We start from the raw sequence: 23,920 nt of genomic DNA, 5'->3' as shown, positions 1-23,920 counted from the left end.
TTGAATGCACGCCCGTCGATCCAACTTTCATACGTCATGGCTAAAAAAATGGAAAAACCGGCTGGGCATGACCATGCCGGTTTTTCAGTGTGACGTGGCAAGCCGCCCGATCACGCCAAGCGAAACCGCGCTGTATTGTCGTTCAACGCCTGACTGCCCTGACTCAACGTATCCGCCGCCTGATTGACCGCTCGTGCGCCTTCCAGCAAGCGCCCGGCTGCCTGATCGACCTGCTGGATGTTGCTGCTGACTTCGTCAGCAGTCGACGCCTGCTCTTCCACCGCCGTCGATATCTGCGCCAGCGTATCGGTAACGCCCTGCACTGCCGTGGCGATCTCGCCCAGTCGGATGCCCAGACCGGTTACCGATTGTGCGTCGTTGACCGCTTGTCCGCAGGCGGCCTCCATCAGGTTAACCGCCTGAGTCACGGTTGAGCGCAAGCTGTCGACCGTGCCGGCAATCTGAGCGGTCGAAGCCTGAGTACGTTGCGACAGGCTGCGGACTTCGTCGGCAACCACCGCGAACCCGCGCCCTTGCTCACCCGCCCGCGCCGCTTCGATGGCCGCGTTGAGCGCCAGCAGGTTGGTCTGTTCGGCGATGCCGCGAATGGCGTCCACCACCGATTGAATCTGCTGGCCCTGATCACTGACCCTGCCCAGCGCAGCGGCGGTTTCGGTCAGACGCTGGTTGAGCTGCTGGATACTGTCGGTGGTGCGCTGGCTGTCCTGACTGCTTTGCTCGGCAATGCGGCGGGTCTGCCTGGCGCTTTCGGAGGCCTGTTCACAGCTTCTGGCAACGCCTTGGGAAGTGGCCGCCAGCTCGGTGGCCGCCGCGGCAATCTGGCTGATCTGCTGTTGCTGGTCCTCGACTTCGGTCAGCGTCCCGCTGGACTGAGCATTCAGGGTCAGCACGGCGTCGCCGACGCGTACGGTCTCCTGATTGACGCCCAGCAGGCTTGTACGTAACTGCACGACCGCGACATTGAGCGCCTTGCTGATGGCGGCAAGCTCGTCACGCCCCTGCACGGCCACTTCGACACATAGATTGCCGTCACGCAGGGATTCAGCCAGCGTGGTAATGCCGCGGGCGCTGTTGCGAATCGAGGATTGCAGACAGGCAAACAGATAGATCGCCATGACCACCAGCACACAAAAGATGAACGCCAGCGGAATGAACTCCATATTGGAGGTCTCATGGTAATAATCGAGGCGTCCATTGAGCGCTTCGAGCGATTGCCTGCGCAGATCCGATGTACTGCCGGTCAGGGTATCAATGCTCTTTTCGAACTCTTCCGGTTTGAGTTTGATGCTGCCGCCGAAAACGCCGTCATCAAGAACCTTCAGCTCGGTCTCCAGCACTTGTTTGACCGCTGCGTACTTGTCGGCCCAAGGTTGCAACTGCTCGGGGAGTTTGGAGAGCAGCAGGCTGGCAGCCTTTTGCATCTGGTCCTTGGAATCATCGATACGGCCGCGAAGATCGCGCATCTGCAGTCGGCTCTGCAAGCTGAACTGGCCCGCCGCCACCGACGTCTGCCCGACGCTCGACAGGCGACCGATACGCTCGATCAGGTCAGGCACCTGCTGGGTAGAAAGTTGCATGAGCATGTAGGTTTCAAGCCAGGGGTCAAGAATCAACCCGCTGTCCATTGCGATCTGTTCGCGCAGCGCCTGAACCAGGTTCAGCACTGTGGTGAACCGGTCATAACCATCAGGCCACCAGCCAACCGTGCGCAATGACACAGTGTCCAGGCCCGTCACCGCCGCCTGAAGGGCCTTGAAGCGGTTCATCGTATCGGCCGGGGCGTTTTCGCGCTTCAGCGCGGCATCGACGCCTTCCAGCGCTTTGGTGATACGCGGAATGCCGGCATCGACATTGACCATCGCAGCCTTCGCAGCCGGCGTCGGCTCGCGCAGGATGTCGGCAGCTTTCCAGCGTGCGGCATGGTCGCGCTGCGCGGACAACTCGATATTCAGATCATCAAGCGCCAGGAGCTGACGCACGCCTGATTGCTCGCCGGAAATGACATCGAGCTTGTTGCTGTATTCCTTGGTGATGACCCATGCACTGCCCGCCAGAGGCAACATGAACAGCAGGAACAAGACCTGAAACTTGCGAGCAAAACCAAAATGTCCCATCAGGCGCATGCCTGGTGACAAAAGACTGTTCATGTCCTGCGACTCCCCGTGAACACCGGCCAGATCTGAACAAACAGAGGCGATGCTTTTTTTAAAAAACGCTAACAGCAAAATGCCATGTTCTTGTTTCAATGGCGATACATGTCGCCTCACATTGGTACGAAAAGCGCAGCCGACGACTGGTTTTCACACCCAATGGCCCGGCAATTGACGTATCACCGACACTCAAGCAAAAACCGGACCGCATGCGAGACCGGAAAGATGCTTTTACAGCAGCAAATTATTCATCCCGGATAAATCACTGAAAAAGTAAACTTTGGACACACCGACTGACTCTGCCTTAGCCGCACCCTCATCAAGGAGGCTTTTTCATGATCACTCCGCCCGCCTCTCCCCGCATCGCTACGCAACCGTCCAAGCCTCAACTGAACGCCGACCAGAAGAAATTCAACGCGCTGATGGAAAAGCTCGATACCCGGCGCAAACTGCTGCAGCAATGGCTCGTGATTTCAACAACCTGCGAAAAACTCTGGATCGAAGAGCTGGTCCCGTTGATCAACGAGCAATCAGCAAACGAGATCAGCAAGCTGCGCCTGCTTGACGAGGCGTTCGATCAGTTCCGTCTGAGCAAGAAAGACAGAGCCACGTTACTGGAGATCATCTGTGTCATGACGATGTCGCTCATGGGCGGCGAACACGATGAAGAGCTGAAGCGCTTCTACTTCAAATACACCGGCAATGATTACGACGAAAATGAGCGCCTGCAAAACCAGCTGTTCAAATCCTCACTGGAAGAGAAGCTTGGCGTAAAACTGGAAGACGACGTTGACCTTGACTCCGTCGAGGACGTGACCCGGCACGTTGAAGAAAAACTGCGCGAACAGGCCGAACAAGCCGAAAGCAGCCAAAAGCCGAAGAAGCCGACTGCCAGCGAAATACGTCGCGAACAGGAAGAGGCAGAAGGCAGCCAGTCATTACGCGAAATCTACCGCAAGCTGGTCAGCGCACTGCACCCGGACCGTGAGCAGGACACCGATGAGCGCGAGCGCAAGACGGCGCTCATGCAACGGGTCAACGAAGCGTATGAACATGATGACCTGCTGGCGCTGTTGCAGATGCAAATGGAGATCGAGCAGATCGACCAGGCCCACATCGACAGCCTCTCCGACAAGCGACTCAAGCACTTCAACCGGATCCTGAGCGAACAACTCAGAGAGCTGGAAGACGAGATCCACGACCGCAAGATGCTTATCCGGGAACAGTTTCTGATGGATCCCTATGAAGACCTGAAACCCAGAACGGTCAACGCACAATGTGCGAAGCAGCTCGAGGTCCTACGTGAAGTCCTTGAGGAGGCGCAGGATGAACTGCAGGCATTGACCGAGCCGAGAAGTCTTAAGCTATGGCTCAGGGACCAGCGGGAGATGGCCGATATGCTGGAACGGCTGGACGAATTTGATGATCTGGAGCTGCTGGATACCTTGCTGCGTTAAGAGCCCGGAATACGCGCCTTTCAAAGGGCCTGCCACCTAACCGGTTGATCGCGCGCAATTATTTTTCACAACAACGCTTGACACATATGCGTTCTCCGAGAATAATGCGCGCCACTTGGCTACATAGCTCAGTTGGTTAGAGCATAGCATTCATAATGCTGGGGTCCGGGGTTCAAGTCCCTGTGTAGCCACCAAGTACCGATCCATAGATGTCTACAGCAGTCTATGAATCCCCCCAAGAAGCCCGCCTTGTGCGGGCTTTCTTGTTTCCAGGATTCCACCCGCCCCCCTTGCCTCGCCATCGCGCATGCCTTGATGACGGGTTCAATAAAGACCTATCCGGAAAGTGGGCACCATTTCGACCACACAGGTGTGCTGCCGAAAGGTCTATTCCAGAGCCACACGCTCATCGACTTCCAGCATGCTGGCTACCGTGACGGCAAGCGACTCCAGGGTGAAGGGTTTTGTCAGAAGCTGCATGTAGGGACCGAGAAAGTCGGCCCTGGCCAACGCGCCCTCGGCATATCCTGTCAGAAACAGAACGGGCAGGCGCGGCCGGAATTGCTGGAGAATTTCGGCCAGTTGACGACCGTTCATGCCTGGCAAACCGACATCCGTGAGCAGCAGGTCGATCTTTTCCAGGTCGTCGAAAACCCTCAAGGCCTCTTCGCCGTCACGTGCGACGTGAACCCGGTATCCAAGCTCCTCCAGGACCTCCTGGTTGATCAGGCGCACCGAGTCGTCATCTTCGACCAGAAGAATACTCTGGCCCTGGCCTGTGCTGAACTTCGAGGAAGTGAGCGGCTGATCCGATTTGACTTCCTTATGCTCGGGCAAGCAGATGGACACGGTCGTTCCGCTCCCGACCGTGCTATCGATTGAAAGCCGTCCATTGCTTTGATTCGCAAACCCGTAAACCATTGATAGACCCAAGCCTGTGCCCTGGCCAATAGGCTTGGTCGTGAAAAAGGGCTCCGTCACCTTGTCCAGCATGTCCTTGGGGATGCCGCACCCTGTATCGCGCACCTGCACGCATACATGCCGCGAAGGGTGGTCCTGGGTTCCCTGCTCCACGCGTGTAGCAATGATCAACCCACCGCCATGCGGCATGGCATCCCGCGCGTTGATTACCAGATTGAGTACGGCGTTCTCCAACTGGTTGGCGTCTGCAAAAATCCAGGGGTCTTCGGCGCTCAAATCGAATTTGATGATGACTTTTTCGGTGACGGTCTTCTGGAGCAGATCGGCAAGAGCGTTGATGAGCTGATTGACCGAGACCGCTTTTTCATCCAGAGACTGGCGTCGGGAGAACGCAAGCAGTCTGTGAGTCAGTGAAGCCGCCCTCTGGGCAGAAATGAGCGCGGCGTCCATGAATCGCTCAACGCCCTCCAGCCGGCCTTTTGCCATCCGAAGCTTGATCAGGTCGAGCGAGCCGATCACCCCGGTCAGCATGTTATTGAAGTCATGCGCGATCCCGCCGGTCAACTGGCCTACCGCTTCCATTTTCAAGGATTGTCGCAATTGTTCTTCGGCGCGGGCTCGCTCTTCACTTTCGGCCTTGAGCTGCTCGACCGCAGCGTTCAGCTCTTGCGTTCTGGCCTCGACCTGAACCTCCAGCTCCTCATTGAACCTGCGCAAATTCAGCTCAGCCTGTTTTTCGTCGTTGATATCGACGATGACGGAGGCGGCACCAATGATGTGCTGCTTTTCGTCATACAGGGGCACAGCACTGACACGCATCCACGATTCGCGACCGCCATCCTGGCGATGATAGAAGTCCACGCCGGTTGCCGCGTCGCCCCTCAGCGCTCTGGCACCGGGAAACATGGCGGGCTCCAAGCGCTTACCCAGTGTGTCGAGCCCCACCCACCGTGCAGCGCCATCTGGATGCCTGGAAGGAATCACATCATCCGGCACATATTGGCGATACAAAGGATTGCTCACCAGCGAGGTCCCCTGAGTGTCCATGAAACACACGCCAACCGGGATATTTTCAAGCAGGATCTGCAAACGGGTTCGTTCTTCGGCCAACTGAGTGAGACTCTGCCGCATCTCGAATTGACGCTCACGCGCTCGCCAGGCTGCGGCGATGGCGCTCAATAACGAGGCCGAGCTGAGCGGACGCTCCAGGACGATCACGTGCCCTGCCGATTTTGGCAGCCTGCGCCTGGCCATCTCGGTGTCCCGACCGGAACGACCCTTGTTCGACGCGAGCAGGATAATCGGGATCTCCGACCATGCCGGTTGCAGGTCCAAAGCTTTTCCGAGCCTCAGCACATCCCCGGAAAGGCTTTCCTCCGTGAGTATCACCAGACCGGTACTTTCACCCAGGGCGGTCGAAAGCGAGGTCAGGTCGTGGTGAGTCTGAAGGGGATAGAGATCACCGAACAGCTTGCCGAGGCTGATTGCATCGCCCTTGAACGGCGCTACGATCAGCAGGGTTTTGCTTTCGGATAATTGCTCAGTCGTCACGCTTTCGCCCTTCCATCAGCGGAAGATCGGCCCCGAAATACTCCGGAGTACCCGTCAACACGCCGCGGAAATCAACCAGTGGCTCACCGACTCGAACACCCTTGGAGTCAATCCGAAGTTCACGAATCGCGTCCTCATGGGCTCCGGTGCGGTGTTTAAGAACAGAGACGGCCTTGCGCAGACGCCCCTGCGCCTCAAAGAAACGAATGAGGATGACAGAGTCTGCGACATAGGAAATATTCAGGTTGGTTGACATCGACCCGACCAGACCATGCTGAGGATTGATCAGGAACGTCACGACACCCAACTGGCTCAGATATGAAAGCAGTTCATGCATCTGCAGGATCAGCTGCTGTTCCTGAGGCATCGCCGCCATGTACCCGTTAAGGCTATCGACCACGATCATGGTACTGCCCCGCTCTTCGACCTCCGAGCGAACTCGCCACGCAAACTCCCCGGGAGAAATCTCGGCAGGGTCAATTTGTTGAATGACCAACTGACCGCTCGCTATATGGCGACTCAAGTCCATGCCCATGCTGTCCGCCCGGGAGACCAGGGTTGCGATGCGCTCATCGAACTCATAGATGGTGCATTTCTCGCCCCGAGAGCAGGCTGCGGCCAGATAGGCCAGACAAACGGTGGTCTTTCCAGAGCCCGCAGGCCCTGTGACCAAAGTGCTGGTCCCTCTGAGCGGACCGCCGACCAGCAAATCGTCCAGCGCCTTCACGCCGCTGGGAACAGGCTCGGCCTTGAACGGGACGTGGTGAGTGGCGGCGATCAACCTCGGATACACCTCCAGCCCGCCTCTGCGGATGGTGAAATCGTGAAAGCCGGCGACGAAGTCAACGCCTCGCAACTTCTGCAGCTGAAGTCGCCTGCGGGCTGCACCGAAATCCAGTGTCAGTCTTTCAAGCGTGATTACACCGTGGCACAGGCTATGAAGGTGGTTGTCTCGCTCACCCGAGGACCCTGTGAGGTCGTCCACGAGTAAAACAGTGATATTGCGACCTGCAAAATACTGCTTGAGCGCCAACACCTGGCGACGATAGCGCAGAGGATCCTGAGCCAGAAGCCGCATCTCGGAAAGGCTGTCGAATACCAGTCGTCTGGGCTGAAGTTTGTCGACTCGTTGCTGGATAAGCTTGATGGTGTCGCCCAGCTCCGCTTCCCATGGATGCAGGATGGACTGCTCGTACTCATCACCCAGCACTTCCTCGGTCGAGGAAAACTCGAACAGGTCAATGCCGTCCAATGACCAGCCGTGTGAGTGCGCGACACTTTCCAGCTCTTCGCTGGTTTCCGAAAGTGTGATGTACAACACGGGCTCGCCAGCCCTGACACCTTCAAGCAGGAACTGAAGTCCCAGCGTGGTCTTGCCTGCCCCGGGCGTACCCTCGAGCAAATACAGCCTGTTGCGAGGCAGACCACCTTTAAGGATTGAGTCAAATCCGGCATTGCCAGTCGAGACAATCGGGCGAGGTAGCGTCATTTTAGCCTCAGGGGAGAAATGCAGGAGCATGTGCAAGGCCTTGCAGTATGGGGCCACACTGAAAGCTGCGCCATCGGCAGATGAGCCCTTTCAAGAATAAATTGAACTTTACGAAGTTAACGATTACGCCTGTAGAAAAAAACAGTATTCGCAAGGGTGCATTGGCCGTGCATTCGCAGCGTGATCAGAACATCGTGCTCGAGCTCAATTGCCGTGAAGTCTCACCGATGCCCTCTCGTATCGGCATCGGCATATCGGCGATGCACGGCCCACTGTTTTATAGCAGTGAATCGCCAGCGTGACCGCCCGAATGCTCATTCGTGGCGGTTCACAGGTCGACGAGCTGCGCCCCCGCACTGCCTGCCTGGTCTATGCTCGAAAATGATGGCTTATGAAGGGCCAGCATTTTTCACAAGGAGCCAAGCATGCGCAAACTCGTACTCTCAATGACTGCCGCCCTCTTGCTGGCGGGTGCCGCCGCGCCCGCTGCCTTTGCAGAGAGTGAGCTGGAAAAGGGCGTCCGACACGATAACCGTGAGCTGGATAAAGGTGTTGATCATGACGCGAAGGAAGTGGACAAGGGCGTGAAACATGACGCCGACGAAGTCGACAAAGGGGCGAAGCATGACGATAAGGAACGTCACAAGGCTGACAAACATGTCGATAAAGAGGTCAAAAAAGATCTCTGACAACACGCCGCCTCCGGGCAGACTTTTTATATCAGGCTGAGGCCGGGCAGTCAGCCAGCTCACTAACTGCCCGGCTTCTCCCCTTTGCAACACTTTCCCCCTTCGAAGGCCGGACCTCGTATAAGCGGTCCGGCCTCTGTCACTGGATGTACGGTCAGATCTTGAAACTATCGACCAGTTGCTTCAATCGCCCCGCTTGTTGCGAAAGCGCAGCACAATCCTTCAGGGTTTCATTAAGGTTGGCCACACCTTGCTGGTTGAGCGTATTGATCTGGTTGATATCGATGTTGAGTGTTTCCACAACAGCGGTCTGCTCTTCCGTTGCAGCAGCAACAGATTGATTCATGCCATCGATATCGCCAATGCGGCGCGTCACATCGCGTAAACGACTGCCCGCCTGATTGGCAACTTCGACACTTTCCTGACTCGACACCTGGCTCTCGTTCATATTGAGCACCGCATGCTGAGACCCGGTTTGCAAGCCACCGATCATCTTGTGAATCTCATCGGCCGATGTCTGCGTACGGTGAGCGAGGTTTCGCACCTCATCGGCAACCACGGCAAATCCACGCCCGGCTTCACCTGCACGGGCCGCTTCGATAGCAGCGTTAAGCGCCAGCAGGTTGGTTTGCTGCGAAATACCTTTGATGACATCCAGAATATGACCAATGTTGTCGGTACTGGCATTGAGTTGCTCGATCTGCGTGCACGAATCACTGATCTTGGCCGACAGCGTGCTCATGGCGTTGATCGTTTTTTCAACCACCACCTGACCGTCTTCAGCCTGGGTTCGGGCCTCACTGGCCTGAATCGAAGCGTCCGATGCGTTGCGGGCTATCTCCTGGGTGGCGGCACCCAGCTCGTTGATCGCGGCAGCCACGCTGTTGGTTCGGGCACTCTGTTCGTCGAAACCGACGATTGAAGAGTTGGAGGAATTGACCACCCGCTGCGACAGGTCATGCACCTGCAGCGTTGCCGAGGAGACTTCGGCAATGGACGCATGGACGCGCTCCACGAACTGGTTGAACGAGCCGCCCAGCTCGGCGAATTCATCCTTGCCCTGAATACTCAGACGCCGGGTCAGATCACCCTCGCCCTGGGCAATGTCCTGCATCGCACGGCCCATATCGGTCAGCGGCCGCATCAGCGCACGAATCAGCAGACTCAACAGCAAGGCGATCACGGCCACTGCAATCAGCACGGCAACCATCGCCGAGCTGCGGAACTGGCTCAACGGTGCATAGGCCTTGTCTTTGTCGATCGACAGACCGATATACCAGTCGGCCGAAGGCAGCCCGGTGATCGGGGTAAACGACAGCAGCCTGTGCTGGCCGTTGAGCGTGACCTCACGCAAGCGTGCATCCAGGCTGATGGTCTGCCCAGGGTAAATGTCCTTGAGGTTTTTCATCACCTGGTCCTTGTCGGGGCTGACGATGACCTGCCCGTCTCCGCTGACCAGGAAGGCATAACCGAGCCCGCCGAACTCGACCGAGTTGATGATTTTGACCAGCGTGTCGAGGCTCAGATCACCGCCGACCACGCCCGTGATCTGGCCAGCAGTCTTCACCGGACTGGCAATCGTCACCACCAGACCGCCCACGGAAGCCAGGTAAGGCGCGCTGAGAATGGTTTTGCCGGCGTCGACTGTGGATTTGTACCAGGGCCGCTGCCGCGGATCATAGCCAGCGGGCATATCGACATCGGGTCGCTGGGTGAACGCGCCCTTGCTGTCACCGACGTAGGTGAATTGAAAGGTCGACACCAGCGAGGACTGCGACACCAGCCCGGTCAGATCGGAATTGATCCGTTGGAAGGCCACGTTCTGGGTGAGATTTTCCAACACCAGAATGCGTCCGCTCAGCCAGTTCTGCACACTGCTGGCCGTCAGTTGACCCGCCTGCCCCACTGAGGATTCGAGGTTCTGATTGATGGTGGTACGTTGCAGGTAGTCGTTGTACAGGGTGAACAAGGCAAAGGCCAACACCACAACCCCGGCCGCAGCCAGGAGAATTTTATGACGAAACTTCAAGTTCATGAAAAGGCATCTCAACGGGACGGAAAGAAGGCTCGGATGCCCGCGCAACTTGTGACATGAATATGTCATGCCCTGCACACGCAATGAACCCACAACGGATAAGGTTTCTACTGTCGCAAGCATAGACAATATTTTGCCGTTGCTCTGGAAAGCGGCGCTCTATTTCAATGATTTCAACGGTTCCTTATAACGGCGCACGACAACAATTGATAGGCCCTGAACACGTCTTTCAAGCGACGTGAAACTTTCTCTTTTTTTTATTTCAGCTTGGCCACCCCCTGCCGATAGTGTCTGTATACCTTGCCCTGCCCCTGACCTGTACGCCATGCCTCTCAGGGGCCCTACTGCTTTAAATGGCTGTTGTTGGAGAATTCAATGAGTAGCTGGTTTGCAAATATCAGCGTCAATATGAAACTGGCCCTCGGGTTCGGTCTTGTACTTGTTTTTACTGCGATTCTTGCACTGACTGGCTGGACCAGCATGAGCGGGCTGATCAATCGCAGCAACTGGATGAGTGACATTACTTCACTCAATGCACAATTGACCAAACTTCGGGTAACACGCCTGCAGTACATGGTGGCCGACGGCGACGAGAAGGTCGCCGAAACCGTCCAGTCCTCACTGGACAGCTTCAAGGCGTACCAGGAGAAACTGCTGACCTCGTTCAAAAGCCCCGAAAACGTGAAAATGCTCGAGCAACTGGCAGGGGTGATCGCTGACTACCAGAAATCCCTGAACAACATGCGCAGTGGCTACAAGGCCAGCACGACGGCGCGTGATGAACTGACCACGCATGCCGTCAAAAGCCTTGAGGTGTTCGAGCAGCTTCAGGCTGAAGTCAAAGACATGGACCCGGCTGACGCCAACCGATTCGAGCAATACCGGATCGTCACCGATGCAAAGGATGACTTGAGACTCGCACGCTACGAGGTGCGCGGTTACACCACCAATGCCACCCCCGAAACCGAGCAGGCAGCCGTCTCGAAACTGGATGCGGCCATCAAGGATCTCGATGCGCTGAAAGCGAGCTTCAGCGGTACCCAGGCCGATCAGCTCAGGCAGTTGGAAAGCTCGCTGACGGCCTACCGAACGACGCTGCAAAACTTCAAGGTTGCCACGGGCAATATTGTTCAAGCGCGCAAGGAGATGACCACCCAAGGGCAGGACATCGTCAAGATCAGCGAAGCCATGTATCAGTTGCAACTGGATCGCCGCGATCAGGAAAGCGCACAGGCTCGCACCACGCAAATCACCTGCACCCTGTTGGCGATCATCCTGGGCATCATTGCTGCCGTCGTCATCACCCGGCAGATTACTCGTCCCCTGCAGGAAACCCTGGCAGTGGTCGACCGCATTGCGTCCGGCGACCTGACCCAGACCCTGGCAGTCACCCGCCGTGACGAACTGGGTGTTCTGCAACAAGGCATCCAACGCATGGGCAGCACCTTGCGCGAGCTGATCGGGGGCATTCGCGACAGCGTTGTGCAGATCGCCAGCGCCGCCGAAGAGCTGTCGGCGGTCACCGAACAGACCAGCGCCGGCGTAAACAGCCAGAAAGTCGAAACCGACCAGGTGGCCACCGCCATGCACGAGATGTCGGCAACGGTTGCCGAAGTGGCCCGTAACGCCGAACAGGCCTCGCAAGCGGCCTCCAACGCCGACCGCGAAGCGCGTGACGGTGACAAGGTAGTGGGTGAGGCGATTGTCCAGATCGAGCGCCTGGCCAATGAGGTAGGTCGTTCGGCCGATGCCATGAATCAGTTGGAGCAGGAAAGCGACAAGATTGGCAAGGTCATGGACGTTATCAAGGCGGTGGCCGAGCAAACCAACCTGCTGGCCCTCAACGCTGCGATCGAAGCCGCCCGTGCCGGGGAAGCCGGACGTGGTTTTGCCGTGGTCGCCGACGAAGTCCGCGGCCTCGCACAACGCACGCAGCAATCCACCGTCGAAATCGAAACGCTGGTTGCTGCCTTGCAGAGCGGCACGCGTCAGGTTTCCAGCATTATGCTCAACAGCCGCGAGCTGACTGTCAGCAGCGTACAGCTCAGCCGTCAGGCGGGCACATCGCTGGGCAGCATCACGCAGACAGTTTCAAACATCCAGGCCATGAACCAGCAGATCGCAGCCGCTGCGGAAGAGCAGAGTGCGGTTGCCGAAGAGATCAGTCGCAGCATCGTCAATGTGCGCGACGTGTCCGAACAGACTGCTTCAGCCAGCGAAGAAACCGCCGCCTCCAGTGTCGAACTGGCACGCCTTGGCGGGCAGTTGCAAACGATGGTCAGCCACTTCCGGATCTGATACCTCGCAACGACGAACAAGCCCGGTTTTTACCGGGCTTGTTCGTTTCTGGTATCGGCAAAAGTAACGACTTCAATTCGGCGAGCTCCGCCACTGATGACTATAAAGGCACGGGTCTGTAACAACTCTCGTACCTCGCCAACGCCATCAAGCCTGAGGCGGCTGCCCGTTGGACGCTGACAGACCACCATCCACCGGCAGATTGACACCGGTTACGAAACGCGCGTCGTCGCTGGCCAGAAAGGCGATAACGTCGCCAACGTCTTCTGCTTCGCCTGGGCGTCCAAGCGGAATGCGCTCCATGAATTTGGCCATCAGCGTCTTGTCGTCCAGCATGTCTTCAGTCAGTTCACTGCGGGTCAGGGACGGGCAGACAGCATTGACGCGCACACCGTCGGCACCGTGGTCCATGGCCAGCGCGCGGGTGAAGTTGGTGATTGCGCCTTTGGCTGCGTTGTAAAAACTCATGCCCCAGTCGCCGCCCAGGCCGGAAACAGACGAGACGTTGATGATGTTGCCTTTGCTGGCAACCAGCGCTGGCATGGCGCTACGGGTGCAATAGAACACGCCGTCCAGGTCCACTGACATCAGCTCTTTCCAGTCTTCTACACCCAACTCGGTGACTTTGCCGGACTTGACGATACCGGCATTGTTGACCAGTACGTCCAGGCGCCCGAAACGTGTGGCTACGTCTTTGAAGAGTGCCTCCACATCGCTTGGGTCAGCCACATCGGTGGCTCTGATCAAGTGCCCTTCGCCCGCCAGTTGCTCAGCCACTTTGGCCAGCTTGTCGCGGTTACGTCCGACCAGCACAACGCTTGCACCTTCCTTGGCAAAACGTTTTGCCGTGGCTTCGCCGATCCCGGAACCGGCACCTGTAACAACGATGACTTTCTGGGTAAAACGGTTCATTGAGCATTCTCCGAAAAATGAATGGGGTTACCGGGTGGACTGCTCACTCCCCCCGAGCGTTCACTCGCATTCAATTTGCGTTTTCAAGCCGCATGAAACACTGGTGAATCGTTAAACCTCGGCCCTGGCTCGTTGACAAGTGCGCGGCAGCCTGCAAATAATCCGCATGGTTGTACGACAACCTATAACGCCAAAAATAAAAACAAAACAGGGGCCTGTTCACCATGAAGATTCACGCCTGTACATCTGCGCTTTCTATTATCAAAGCCTCCATTGTCGACATTACTGAAGCCTCGTTCACGCTGGCTACTGAGCAGCACCTGACACCTTTCCGGATTCACACCATTCGCTGATACCCGGCGAACGGTACTCGGCCGTCTGTTGGCCGAGGCCATGCCTGGCAACGGGCATCACGCAATCCTCACAGGAGTCGGCTGCTGTTCGTGCGGCCAGAAAAGGGGACGGTTTCAATAAACAAGGGAGCAAAACAATAATGACATCTCACACTTCCCGCTCACGCATTCTGCTGAGCGTTGGCGGCATGACGCTGATTTTCCCGATGCTCGGCATGGCCGAGGGTTTCGTCGACGACACCAAAGCCACACTGACCCTGCGTAACGCGTACTTCAACCGCAACTTCACCAACCCCGCGTTCCCCAACAGTGCCGCACCGCAGAACAAAGCCGAGGAATGGACGCAAAACTTCATTCTCGACGCCAAGTCGGGCTTCACTCAGGGCGTGGTCGGTTTCGGGGTCGATGTGCTGGGCCTGTATTCGATCAAGCTCGATGGCGGCAAGGGCACCGGCGGCACCCAGTTGTTGCCGATCCACAGTGACGGTCGCCCGGCCGATGACTTCGGACGTCTGGGTGTGGCAGGCAAGGCGCGGGTTTCCAAAACCGAACTGAAGGTCGGCGAATGGATGCCGGTGCTGCCGATCCTGCGTTCCGACGATGGTCGTTCGTTGCCGCAGACGTTCCGCGGTGGCCAGGTAACGTCCAAAGAAATTGACGGCCTGACACTGTATGGCGGGCAGTTCCGCGGCAACAGCCCGCGCAATGACGCCAGTATGGAAGACATGTCGATGAACGGACGAGGCGCGTTCACGTCCGATCGCTTCAATTTCGGCGGTGGCGAATACGTCTTCAATGACAAGCGCACCCAGGTGGGGGTCTGGTACTCGGAGCTACAGGACATCTATCAACAGCAGTTCTTCAACCTGCTGCACAGTCAGCCAGTCGGTGACTGGACCCTGGGTGCCAACCTGGGTTACTTCATCGGCAAGGAGGACGGCAACAAACTGGCTGGCGACCTCGACAACAAGACCGCCTACGCGTTGCTCTCGGCACGCTACGGCGGCAGTACATTCTATGTCGGCCTGCAAAAGCTCACTGGCGATACAGCATGGATGCGGGTCAATGGCACCAGCGGCGGCACGCTGGCCAACGACAGCTACAACTCCAGCTACGACAACGCCAAAGAGAAGTCCTGGCAGTTGCGCCATGACTATAACTTCGCGGTGCTCGGCGTACCCGGCCTGACCCTGATGAACCGCTATATCAGCGGCGACAATGTACACACCGGCAACATTACCGATGGCAAGGAATGGGGGCGAGAGTCCGAACTGGCCTATACCGTACAAAGCGGTGCGCTCAAGAATCTGAACGTCAAATGGCGCAACTCCAGCCTGCGTCGTGATTTCAGTACCAATGAGTTCGACGAGAATCGCGTGTTTATCAGCTACCCGATTTCACTGCTCTGAAATGCATGGCAAAGCCTGCCTGAAAGCTCGGCTGCACAGACAGGTTTTGCCTTGTTACAAATGTATCGGGCCAAGTGAGCCAGCGGGTCGTTTTTATACTTTGGCCGCGTTGACAATCAACGTATGCGGTGCCGATAATCCGGCAAGTCATACGACAACAGATGACAACAATAACAATCGGGACTTTTCTCATGGCATCGGCTCATACCACTCAAACTCCCTTTAATCGCCTGCTGCTGACCGGTGCGGCAGGTGGCCTGGGCAAGGTATTGCGTGAAACACTGCGCCCTTACGCAAACATTCTGCGACTGTCCGACATTGCTGACATGGCACCCGCAGTCGATGGTGAAGAGGTTCAGGTCTGCGATCTGGCAGACAAGGACGCCGTACACCGTCTGGTCGAAGGCGTTGACGCGATTGTGCATTTCGGCGGCGTATCGGTCGAGAGACCGTTCGAGGAGGTTCTCGGCGCTAATATCTGCGGTGTTTTCCACATCTACGAAGCTGCCCGCCGCCATGGCGTGAAACGCGTGATCTTCGCCAGCTCCAACCACGTGATCGGTTTCTACAAGCAGAGCGAAACCATCGACGCGAACTCCCCTCGCCGTCCGGACAGTTATTACGGTCTGTCCAAGTCCTATGGCGAAGACATGGCCAGTTTCTACTTCGATCGTTACGGCATCGAAACCGTCAGCATTCGCATCGGCTCGTCGTTCCCTGAACCACAGAACCGCCGGATGATGAGCACCTGGCTGAGCTTTGGCGACCTGACCCAGTTGATCGAGCGCTCCCTGTACACGCCAGACGTCGGCCACACGGTGGTCTACGGCGTTTCGGACAACAAGACGGTGTGGTGGGACAACCGCCTGGCCAGCAAACTGGACTACGCCCCCAAGGACAGCTCGGAAGTTTTCCGCGCCAAGGTCGACGCTCAGCCGCCGCTGGCAGCCGATGACCCGGCAATGGTCTATCAGGGCGGTGCCTTTGTAGCCTCCGGACCCTTCGGCGATAAATAAGCAGCGCCTTCCTGTTGCAGAACTCTGGAGATACGAGCCGTCATGGATGCCGAACTGATTGCCGATGCACAGAATGCCACCGGCGAAAGCCCCGTCTGGAGCGTACGTGACCAGGCGCTGTACTGGGTGGATATTCCCAAAGGCGAGCTGCATAGCTGGCGTTTTGGCGAGGACAGCACCCGCAGTTGGAAAGCCCCGCAGATGCTGGCCTGTATCGCCGCCGACAGCCGAGGTGGCTGGATTGCAGGGATGGAAAGCGGCATTTTTCATCTACAGCCCTGCGAAGACGGCAGCCTGATCAGTACGCTTCTGGCAAGCGTCGAGCATGCACAGACCGGCATGCGCTTCAATGATGGCCGTTGCGACCGACAGGGCCGTTTCTGGGCGGGCACCATGTTGATGGACATGGCAGCGGGCGCAGTGGTTGGCGCGATGTATCGCTACAGCGCCGGACAGAAGACGCTTGACGCACGGTTGAAGGATTTCATCGTGCCCAACGGCCTGGCGTTCAGCCCGGATGGCAAGACGATGTACCTGTCCGACTCCCACCCCAACGTGCAGAAGATCTGGGCGTTCGATTACGACACCGACAGTGGCACGCCACACAACCGTCGCCTGTTCGTCGACATGAACCATCACCTGGGTCGCCCCGACGGTGCCGCGATCGATACCGATGGCTGCTACTGGATCTGCGGCAACGATGCCGGCCTGATCCACCGTTTTACGCCCAATGGCAAACTCGACCGCTCGCTGTTCATGCCGGTGAAAAAACCAGCCATGTGTGCCTTTGGCGGCCCCGATCTGGACACCCTGTTCGTCACCTCCATTCGCCCTGGTGGCGATCTCAGCGACCAGCCACTCGCCGGTGGTGTGTTCGCGTTGCGACCTGGCGTCAAAGGCCTGGAGGAACCCGTTTTTCAGGGCTGACAGCGATCACCGAAAATCCCGTAGCTCGACCAAAAATAACAAAATCGGAGATATCCATGGATTTCAAACGCAAGCTCCTCATCGCCGCACTTCCGCTGGTCTTTTGTGTGGCCTGCACGCCCAAAGAAGACCTCAACATCAAGTTCGCCGAGGTTCACCCCGCAGGCTACGCGCCAGTCGTGGCAGAACAGAACATGGGCAAAAAGCTCGAGGAGCAATCCAAGGGCGAGATCACCTTCAAGATGTACGCCGGCGGCGTGCTCGGTTCCGAAAAGGAAGTCGTCGAGCAGGTCCAGAGCGGTGCCGTACAGATGACCCGCGTCAGCCTCGGCATCGTCGGCCCGGTCGTGCCGGACGTCAATGTCTTCAACCTGCCGTTCGTGTTCCGCGACCAGGCGCATATGCGCACGATCATCGACGGCGAAATCGGCCAGGAAATTCTCGACAAGATCACCAACTCGCCATTCAACATGGTCGCCCTGGCCTGGATGGATGGCGGGACCCGCAACCTGTACACCAAGAAGCCGGTACGCCAGATTTCCGACCTCAAAGGCATGAAAATCCGCGTTCAGGGCAACCCGGTGTTCATCGAAACCATCAACGACATGGGCGGCAATGGGATCGCCATGGCCACCGGGGAAATCTTCAGCGCCCTGCAGACCGGCGTGATCGATGGCGCCGAAAACAACCCGCCGACCTACTACCAGCACAACCACTATCAGAACGCCAAATTCTTCACCATGACCGAGCACCTGATCCTGCCCGAGCCCATCGTGATGTCGAAGGCCACCTGGGAAAAGCTCAAGCCCGAGCAACAGACGCTGGTGAAAAAGCTGGCCCGTGAAGCGCAGATGGAAGAGCGCACGCTGTGGGACAAGTCGTCAGCCGATGCCGAGACCAAACTCAAGGCAGCAGGCGTGGAGTTCATCACCCTGACGCCGGAGCAGAAGAAAGCCTTCTACGACGCCACCCAGCCGGTGCGTGACAAGTTCGGTGCGCCTTACAAGGATCTGATCAGCCGCATCGAAGCGGTCCAGACCAATCCGGCACTCGCGGCGAACAATACCCAAGCGGCCCAATAAGCCTGTCCGATCAAGCTGCGGGAACGAGTGAACGCTCGCTCCCGCCGCAGTGGTGAGCCCATGAAAAATACGCTATTGCGCATCAATGACACGATTTATCGGGTCTGCATCGGCATTGCCGGCCTGTCGGTGCTGATCATGACCCTGATCATCCCCTGGGGCATCTTTGCCCGCTACATACTCGGCAGCGGTTCCAGCTGGCCTGAACCCACTGCCATTCTGCTGATGGTGGTGTTTACCTTCTTCGGTGCCGCCGCCAGCTACCGGGCCGGTGCGCACATGGCGGTGTCGATGGCCGTTGACCGCATGCCGCAGCAGGTGCGCAGAGTCGCCAGCGTGGTGGTGCAGATTCTGATGGCGATCGTCGCCCTGTTCATGATTTTCAAGGGCTTCAAGCTGTGCGCCACCACCTGGAATCAGTTTGTCGGCGAACTGCCGTTTCTGCGCGTTGGCATCTCGTATCTGCCGATTCCCATTGGCGGCATCGTGACCCTGATTTTTGTGCTGGAAAGGCTGTTGCTGGGTGACCAGAGTCATCGCGCAGTCATGCGTTTCGACGTCATTGAAGAAAGCGAAGGTGCCGCATAAATGGACGCTTTTATACTGTTGGGCAGCTTCATTGCGTTGATTCTCCTCGGCATGCCTGTTGCCTACGCGCTGGGGCTGTCGGCGCTGGTCGGGGCCTGGTGGATCGATATCCCGGCCGATGCGTTGATGATTCAGATTGCGGGGGGCGTAAACAAATTCTCGCTGCTGGCAATTCCGTTCTTCGTGCTGGCCGGAGCAATCATGGCCGAAGGCGGTATGTCGCGACGCCTGGTCGCCTTTGCCGCAGTGCTGGTGGGCTTCGTGCGCGGTGGCCTGTCGCTGGTCAATATCGTGGCCTCGACCTTCTTCGGCGCGATCTCGGGCTCCTCGGTAGCGGACACGGCCTCGGTGGGTTCGGTGCTGATCCCGGAGATGGAACGCAACGGCTACCCGCGGGACTTCTCGACGGCAGTGACCGTCAGCGGTTCGGTCCAGGCCCTGTTGACGCCCCCCAGCCATAACTCGGTTCTCTATTCGCTGGCTGCGGGCGGCACGGTCTCCATTGCGTCGCTGTTCATGGCCGGGATCATGCCGGGGCTCTTGCTCAGTGCGGTGATGATGGGCCTGTGCATGATTTTTGCGCGCAAGCGCAACTACCCCAAAGGTGAAGTGATTCCGCTGCGTCAGGCACTGAAAATCGCCGGTGAAGCACTCTGGGGCATGATGGCCATGGTCATTATTCTCGGCGGTATTCTGTCGGGGATCTTCACTGCCACCGAGTCGGCCGCCATTGCCGTGCTCTGGTCGTTCTTCGTCACCATGTTTATCTACCGCGATTACAAATGGCGCGATCTGCCCAAACTGATGCACCGGGCAGCACGCACCATTTCCATCGTGATGATCCTGATCGGCTTTGCTGCCAGCTTCGGCTACATCCTGACGCTGATGGAAATCCCGATGAAGATCACCACCGCGTTTCTGACCCTGTCGGATAACCGCTACGTGATCCTGATGTGCATCAACGTGATGTTGCTGCTGCTGGGCACGGTGATGGACATGGCGCCGCTGATTCTGATCCTGACCCCGATATTGCTACCGGTCATCGTCGGCGTCGGCGTGGACCCGGTGCATTTCGGCATGATCATGCTGGTCAACCTGGGGATCGGACTGATCACGCCGCCTGTCGGTGCTGTGCTGTTCGTCGGTGCCGCAGTGGGCAAAGTCACCATCGAAGCCACCGTAAAAGCCTTGCTGCCGTTCTATGTTGCGCTGTTCCTGGTGCTGATGCTGGTCACCTACATCCCTGCCATCTCGTTGTGGTTGCCGAGCGTCGTGCTCTAAAGCCTCTGGTCACACGGCTGCCGGGGCTCCTCGCGAGCGTCGGCATGCCATTTCCCTCTCCAGCCAAGGAGGCTGGTCCGCATGTCTGCCCCTGCCCTCTTCCCGCGCCATATTGCTGTACTGATCCTGGCGCTGCTGGCCTGTTCGTTCGCCGGCAACCATATCGCCGCCCGTATTGCCTTCGATCATGATACCGGCCTGCTGCTGGCCATCCTCTGTCGCTCCGGCGTGACCCTGCTGGTACTGGTCAGCCTGGTGCTCTGGCAGCGGGAAGGGCTCGGTCTTCCCGCCAGCACCTGGCGCTGGCAACTGCTTCTGGGGCTGTTGATCGCCACGCAGAGTTTTTGTATCTACTCGGCGGTGGCACGTATTCCGGTGGCGCTGGCACTGCTGGTGGTCAATGTATCGCCGATTCTGCTGGCACTGTTGACCTGGGCACTGGGGGGTGCCAGGCCGACGCGGCGCGCAGCAGGCCTGATGGGGTTGATCCTGTTTGGCCTGGCGATGGCGCTGGACGTGCCACAACGCTTGTCGAATCCGGGCAGCAGCGAGCCGCAATGGCTCGAGGGCATCGCCTACGCGTCCACCGCTGCGGTGGTGTTTGCCTTTGCGCTGTGGATTACCGATAACAAGCTGGCGGGCATGCGCGGCAGCGTACGCAGCATGTTGACCATGGCAGTGGTGTTTGTAGTCGCCGCCATAGCAGGCAGCAGCGGCGTGCTGCCCGGCGGCGTGGGTCTGCCGACAAGCTCTGTCGGCTGGACCGCGCTGGCCAGCCTGGTGGTGCTGTACGGCCTGGGCTTCTCGCTGCTGTTCATCTGCATGGCGCGTCTGGACATCGCCCGCAACGCGCCGGTGATGAATATCGAGCCGGTGGCGAGCCTGCTGTTCGGCTGGCTGATTCTCGATCAATTGCTCAGCAGCGGTCAGGTCATCGGCGGGCTGATCGTCGTCAGCGGTATTGTCTTGCTGACCTGGCGGCGCAGCCCATCGCAAGCACCTCAACCTTCCAGTCCCTCACCCAGCAAGGCCCTGAAGCATGCCCGCGAACGTACTGACCCTTGAAGATGGCCTGACCCGCCTGACACTGGCCCCCGACATCGGCGGCAGTATCGTCAACTGGACCATCCTGGCCAGCGGGCAACCCCTGCTGCGCCCCAGCGACGAACAGGCTTTGGCGGCCGGGACGCCCCGTCGGCTGGCCTGCTACCCGCTGGCACCGTGGTCGAACCGGATCGGCGACGGCGGTTTCGACACGCCGGACGGCTGGCTGGCCTTGAAGCCAAACAGCGCCAATGACCCGCTGCCGATCCACGGCAGTGCCTGGCAACAAGCCTGGACGGTCATCGAACAAACCCCGCAGCAGGTCTGCCTGCAACTCGACAGCCTGATACCGTTCGCCTACCGCGCCCAACTGCGCTACACCCTGCGCGGCGGCACGCTGAGCATCGAACTGAGCACCACCCATCAGGACAGCCGCGCCGTCTGGCACGGGCTGGGCCTGCACCCGTACTTGCCGCGCACGGCCCACACTCGTTTGCAGGCCAAGGCTGCGCAGGTCTGGCTGTGCGACGAAGCCGGTTTGCCCCGCGCCTTGCAGGACCTGCCCGCCGAGTGGGACTTCCGGCACGGCAACACGCTGCCCGACACACGCCTGGACAACGGTTTCACCGGCTGGGATGGCCACAGTATCATCAGCCAGCCTGACCTGGGCTATGAGCTGCACTGCCAGGCCACCGAAAGCGAATACTTTCTGGTGTTCTGCCCACCGGGGCTGGATTTCTTTTGCTTCGAGCCGGTCAGCCACCCGGTCAACGCGCATCATTTGCCAGGGCGGCCAGGATTGAGGTTGTTGCGGCAGGGTGAGTCGATGGGGTTGGAGGTCAGTCTGTCTTATCGGGCATTGAAACCAACCTAATCTGATAGCCACTTGGGTAGCTGTTTTGCAAAATCCAGGAACGATGGAACGGTTACATGTCCTTGAAACGTCATACTCACCTTGTCCGGCTTACCGGCCTTGAGGAACACCCCATGCAGCAATGAACAGTATCCGAAAATAATCGTAGTCAGGTCATCCTGCTGCCGAGGGCAGTAGCGCTATAAGGCGACGTGGAACGCATCGATATTGTAGTGGCGGGCAACACCCGCATCATCTCGCCTGCAGGTGAATCATGGAACAGTTGGTTCGATGGCGAGAGCGCCAGTCGCGCTCTATCGGGCTGATCATTGCCACCAGAAATCTGCTTGAGGTTCAGTGCATCAGTGCTTCTTTTGGATGACGAGCTCATCCACTGAATACACCCCGCAAGTGCAAAAAACTGTGACACCCGGCTGACGCACCGCTCGTCACATCCTGTGATCCGCTCCCCATCCCGCTACGTAACACCTGTGCATCGCGAACCAAAACCAGACAATGGTGATCAGAAGGTGGATCATGCGCACTACTGCCAGTCTCAGGATCTTCTGTCACTTGTCCCCTCCTCACAGCGAATCGACGATAACCCGACTTTGGATCGATGAAGTCACTGCCGTGGCCCGCCAGAGGGACCGCGAAAGCTTCATGCGCATCTACGATCACTTCGCACCGCGGTTGTTGCGTTATCTGACCGGTCTGAATGTGCCCGAGGGGCAGGCTGAAGAGCTGGTGCAGGAAGTGTTGCTCAAACTGTGGCACAAGGCCGACTCGTTCGACCCGGCCAAGGCAAGCCTGGGAACATGGCTGTTTCGCATTGCGCGCAATCTTTACATCGACAGCGTGCGCAAGGACCGCGGCTGGGTGCAGGTGCAGAATTCGCTGGAACAACTCGAACGCCTGGAAGCACCGGTGGATCGGACGCTCGATTACAGCCAGCGCCAGGAGCAGCAATTGAACATCGCCATCCAGAACCTCCCCACCGATCAGGCCCGAGTGCTGCGAATGTCTTATTTCGAAGCGCTCAGCCACCGGGAAATTTCCGAACGTCTTGGTATGCCACTGGGCACGGTGAAGTCCTGCCTGCGCCTGGCCTTTCAAAAATTGCGCTCGCGGATAGAGGAATCATGATGAGCCCACGACATCATCCGGATGACGCGACTCTGGTCAGTTACGCAGCAGGAGCGCTGTCGCAGGTCATCTCAGTGGTCACCGCCGCGCACCTGGAACGCTGCGCCGAGTGCCGGGCACGACTCAGGCAGGCTGAAGAGATTGGCGGAGTATTGATGCAGCAGCACACCAGCAGCGTGGTGCCGCTCAAGGGCAGGTCGGCGATGCTGGCGCGTCTTGATGAAGCGGCAGCGAGCACTGAACCGGCAATCTATGCGATGCCAGCGGCCAATCAGGACCCGGACCTGCTGCCTGTCTGCATGCAGGCGCATTTTGGTCGACAGCTGAGCACTCTGAAGTGGAAGACCCTGATCCCCGGTGTACAACGCGTCCGCGCCGAAGGTATCCAGCATGGCAACCTCATGCTGCTGAAAATCGCCCCCGGCGTCAGCATGCCGGTGCATAGCCATGAAAGCGGCGAGATGACCATGGTGCTCAAGGGTGCGTATCACGATATACAGGGAGCGTTCGGGCTCAACGATGTGGCCGATCTGGACAGCCATATCCAGCACCAGCCCATCGCCTACCCCGATCGGGAATGCATCTGCGTGCTGGCGACCGACTCAAGGCTGCGCTTTCACGGGCTGATGGCGCGGATGATGCAGCCGTTTTTCGGGATTTGAAAAACGGCCTTCATGCCTGCGTTCAGCGCTGAACGC

General features: G+C 58.2%; 19 protein-coding genes, 1 tRNA gene and 2 pseudogenes. 16 read left to right on the top strand and 6 right to left on the bottom strand.

The genetic code is table 11. From position 1 onward, the window contains the following. Positions 1-110 precede the first annotated feature (110 nt). Positions 111-1,136 carry a methyl-accepting chemotaxis protein gene (locus tag ALO80_RS32595; protein WP_375233309.1) on the bottom strand — a complete coding sequence of 342 codons (1,026 nt, stop codon included), beginning with the start codon at positions 1,134-1,136 and terminating at the stop codon, positions 111-113. A 1,370-nt stretch (positions 1,137-2,506) separates the two neighbouring features. On the opposite strand from ALO80_RS32595, the gene ALO80_RS16540 reads away from it, so the two are divergent. Both ALO80_RS16540 and ALO80_RS16535 read left to right on the top strand, forming a co-directional pair. Beyond that, positions 2,507-3,628, top strand: coding sequence for a J domain-containing protein (locus ALO80_RS16540; RefSeq protein ID WP_055009769.1), 1,122 nt, complete (start codon positions 2,507-2,509; stop codon positions 3,626-3,628). Positions 3,629-3,745: 117 nt separating this feature from the next. Beyond that, positions 3,746-3,822 (top strand) — tRNA-Met (locus tag ALO80_RS16535). Positions 3,823-4,015: 193 nt separating this feature from the next. Here ALO80_RS16535 and ALO80_RS16530 read toward each other — a convergent pair. Beyond that, on the bottom strand, positions 4,016-6,100 hold the full coding sequence (locus tag ALO80_RS16530) for a hybrid sensor histidine kinase/response regulator (protein ID WP_055009768.1): 2,085 nt from the start codon (positions 6,098-6,100) through the stop codon (positions 4,016-4,018). After that, the gene (locus ALO80_RS16525) at positions 6,090-7,589 is read right to left on the bottom strand and encodes an ATPase domain-containing protein (protein ID WP_055009767.1); all 1,500 of its coding nucleotides are present in this window, start codon (positions 7,587-7,589) and stop codon (positions 6,090-6,092) included. The genes ALO80_RS16530 and ALO80_RS16525 overlap by 11 nt, the downstream gene beginning before the upstream one ends. 425 nt (positions 7,590-8,014) lie before the next feature. Here ALO80_RS16525 and ALO80_RS16515 point away from each other — a divergent pair, with 425 nt between their 5' ends. Beyond that, complete coding sequence (locus ALO80_RS16515; RefSeq protein WP_055009765.1) at positions 8,015-8,278, top strand: hypothetical protein; 264 nt, start codon at positions 8,015-8,017, stop codon at positions 8,276-8,278. Between the two features lie 154 nt (positions 8,279-8,432). Here the strand turns inward: ALO80_RS16515 and ALO80_RS32590 are convergent, their stop codons facing one another. Then, the gene (locus tag ALO80_RS32590; RefSeq protein WP_375233084.1) at positions 8,433-9,158 is read right to left on the bottom strand and encodes a methyl-accepting chemotaxis protein; all 726 of its coding nucleotides are present in this window, start codon (positions 9,156-9,158) and stop codon (positions 8,433-8,435) included. A 180-nt stretch (positions 9,159-9,338) separates the two neighbouring features. Continuing rightward, positions 9,339-10,313 (bottom strand): annotated as a pseudogene (locus ALO80_RS32585) (cache domain-containing protein); the annotation flags it as partial. A gap of 375 nt (positions 10,314-10,688) precedes the next feature. Here ALO80_RS32585 and ALO80_RS32580 point away from each other — a divergent pair. Continuing rightward, positions 10,689-11,708, top strand: a pseudogene (locus ALO80_RS32580) (methyl-accepting chemotaxis protein); the annotation flags it as partial. A 39-nt stretch (positions 11,709-11,747) separates the two neighbouring features. Further along, positions 11,748-12,611 (top strand): methyl-accepting chemotaxis protein, encoded by an 864-nt coding sequence (locus tag ALO80_RS32575; RefSeq protein ID WP_375233308.1) that lies wholly within the window; start codon positions 11,748-11,750, stop codon positions 12,609-12,611. 147 nt (positions 12,612-12,758) lie between these two features. Here the strand turns inward: ALO80_RS32575 and ALO80_RS16500 are convergent, their stop codons facing one another. After that, complete coding sequence (locus ALO80_RS16500; protein ID WP_055009762.1) at positions 12,759-13,523, bottom strand: SDR family NAD(P)-dependent oxidoreductase; 765 nt, start codon at positions 13,521-13,523, stop codon at positions 12,759-12,761. A gap of 224 nt (positions 13,524-13,747) precedes the next feature. Here ALO80_RS16500 and ALO80_RS32205 point away from each other — a divergent pair, with 224 nt between their 5' ends. From ALO80_RS32205 to ALO80_RS16450, 11 genes are all read left to right on the top strand, one after another. Continuing rightward, positions 13,748-13,876: a hypothetical protein gene (locus ALO80_RS32205; protein ID WP_259641134.1), complete on the top strand. Its 129-nt coding sequence runs from the start codon at positions 13,748-13,750 to the stop codon at positions 13,874-13,876. A gap of 140 nt (positions 13,877-14,016) precedes the next feature. After that, positions 14,017-15,285, top strand: coding sequence for an OprD family porin (locus tag ALO80_RS16495; protein WP_055009761.1), 1,269 nt, complete (start codon positions 14,017-14,019; stop codon positions 15,283-15,285). A gap of 191 nt (positions 15,286-15,476) precedes the next feature. Next, positions 15,477-16,301 carry an NAD-dependent epimerase/dehydratase family protein gene (locus tag ALO80_RS16490; RefSeq protein ID WP_055009760.1) on the top strand — a complete coding sequence of 275 codons (825 nt, stop codon included), beginning with the start codon at positions 15,477-15,479 and terminating at the stop codon, positions 16,299-16,301. Positions 16,302-16,343: 42 nt separating this feature from the next. Next, complete coding sequence (locus tag ALO80_RS16485; RefSeq protein ID WP_055009759.1) at positions 16,344-17,228, top strand: glucurono-1,5-lactonase; 885 nt, start codon at positions 16,344-16,346, stop codon at positions 17,226-17,228. A gap of 56 nt (positions 17,229-17,284) precedes the next feature. Continuing rightward, a complete protein-coding gene (locus ALO80_RS16480) occupies positions 17,285-18,310 on the top strand; it encodes a TRAP transporter substrate-binding protein (protein ID WP_055009758.1) in 1,026 nt (341 codons plus the stop codon). Between the two features lie 60 nt (positions 18,311-18,370). Next, a complete protein-coding gene (locus ALO80_RS16475) occupies positions 18,371-18,898 on the top strand; it encodes a TRAP transporter small permease (protein WP_055009757.1) in 528 nt (175 codons plus the stop codon). After that, entirely contained in the window at positions 18,899-20,179 is a 1,281-nt protein-coding gene (locus ALO80_RS16470) for a TRAP transporter large permease (protein ID WP_055009756.1), read from the top strand. It abuts the gene before it with no gap. 81 nt (positions 20,180-20,260) lie between these two features. Then, positions 20,261-21,244, top strand: a complete 984-nt coding sequence (locus ALO80_RS16465) for an EamA family transporter (protein WP_055009755.1) — start codon at positions 20,261-20,263, stop codon at positions 21,242-21,244. Beyond that, positions 21,219-22,097 (top strand): aldose 1-epimerase, encoded by an 879-nt coding sequence (locus ALO80_RS16460; protein WP_055009754.1) that lies wholly within the window; start codon positions 21,219-21,221, stop codon positions 22,095-22,097. The genes ALO80_RS16465 and ALO80_RS16460 overlap by 26 nt, the downstream gene beginning before the upstream one ends. A gap of 612 nt (positions 22,098-22,709) precedes the next feature. Further along, entirely contained in the window at positions 22,710-23,222 is a 513-nt protein-coding gene (locus tag ALO80_RS16455; RefSeq protein ID WP_054984526.1) for a sigma-70 family RNA polymerase sigma factor, read from the top strand. After that, positions 23,222-23,884, top strand: coding sequence for a ChrR family anti-sigma-E factor (locus ALO80_RS16450; protein WP_055006504.1), 663 nt, complete (start codon positions 23,222-23,224; stop codon positions 23,882-23,884). Before ALO80_RS16455 ends, ALO80_RS16450 begins: the two co-directional genes overlap by 1 nt. The last annotated feature ends 36 nt before the right edge of the window (positions 23,885-23,920 follow it).

The sequence above is a fragment of the Pseudomonas caricapapayae genome, from assembly GCF_001400735.1.
GTDB lineage: Bacteria > Pseudomonadota > Gammaproteobacteria > Pseudomonadales > Pseudomonadaceae > Aquipseudomonas > Aquipseudomonas caricapapayae.
The sequence above is the reverse complement of the archived record's forward strand: the minus strand, read 5'-3'. Positions and strand labels throughout refer to the sequence as shown.

Coding starts and splice junctions, on each gene's coding strand:
- ALO80_RS16475 (WP_055009757.1), top strand. CDS start 18,371: ATGAAAAATACGCTATTGCGCATCAATGACACGATTTATCGGGTCTGC.
- ALO80_RS16525 (WP_055009767.1), bottom strand. CDS start 7,589: ATGACGCTACCTCGCCCGATTGTCTCGACTGGCAATGCCGGATTTGAC.
- ALO80_RS16500 (WP_055009762.1), bottom strand. CDS start 13,523: ATGAACCGTTTTACCCAGAAAGTCATCGTTGTTACAGGTGCCGGTTCC.
- ALO80_RS16495 (WP_055009761.1), top strand. CDS start 14,017: ATGACATCTCACACTTCCCGCTCACGCATTCTGCTGAGCGTTGGCGGC.
- ALO80_RS16465 (WP_055009755.1), top strand. CDS start 20,261: ATGTCTGCCCCTGCCCTCTTCCCGCGCCATATTGCTGTACTGATCCTG.
- ALO80_RS16450 (WP_055006504.1), top strand. CDS start 23,222: ATGAGCCCACGACATCATCCGGATGACGCGACTCTGGTCAGTTACGCA.
- ALO80_RS32205 (WP_259641134.1), top strand. CDS start 13,748: ATGAAGATTCACGCCTGTACATCTGCGCTTTCTATTATCAAAGCCTCC.
- ALO80_RS16470 (WP_055009756.1), top strand. CDS start 18,899: ATGGACGCTTTTATACTGTTGGGCAGCTTCATTGCGTTGATTCTCCTC.
- ALO80_RS32595 (WP_375233309.1), bottom strand. CDS start 1,136: ATGGCGATCTATCTGTTTGCCTGTCTGCAATCCTCGATTCGCAACAGC.
- ALO80_RS16460 (WP_055009754.1), top strand. CDS start 21,219: ATGCCCGCGAACGTACTGACCCTTGAAGATGGCCTGACCCGCCTGACA.
- ALO80_RS32575 (WP_375233308.1), top strand. CDS start 11,748: ATGGGCAGCACCTTGCGCGAGCTGATCGGGGGCATTCGCGACAGCGTT.
- ALO80_RS16540 (WP_055009769.1), top strand. CDS start 2,507: ATGATCACTCCGCCCGCCTCTCCCCGCATCGCTACGCAACCGTCCAAG.
- ALO80_RS16515 (WP_055009765.1), top strand. CDS start 8,015: ATGCGCAAACTCGTACTCTCAATGACTGCCGCCCTCTTGCTGGCGGGT.
- ALO80_RS16490 (WP_055009760.1), top strand. CDS start 15,477: ATGGCATCGGCTCATACCACTCAAACTCCCTTTAATCGCCTGCTGCTG.
- ALO80_RS16480 (WP_055009758.1), top strand. CDS start 17,285: ATGGATTTCAAACGCAAGCTCCTCATCGCCGCACTTCCGCTGGTCTTT.
- ALO80_RS16485 (WP_055009759.1), top strand. CDS start 16,344: ATGGATGCCGAACTGATTGCCGATGCACAGAATGCCACCGGCGAAAGC.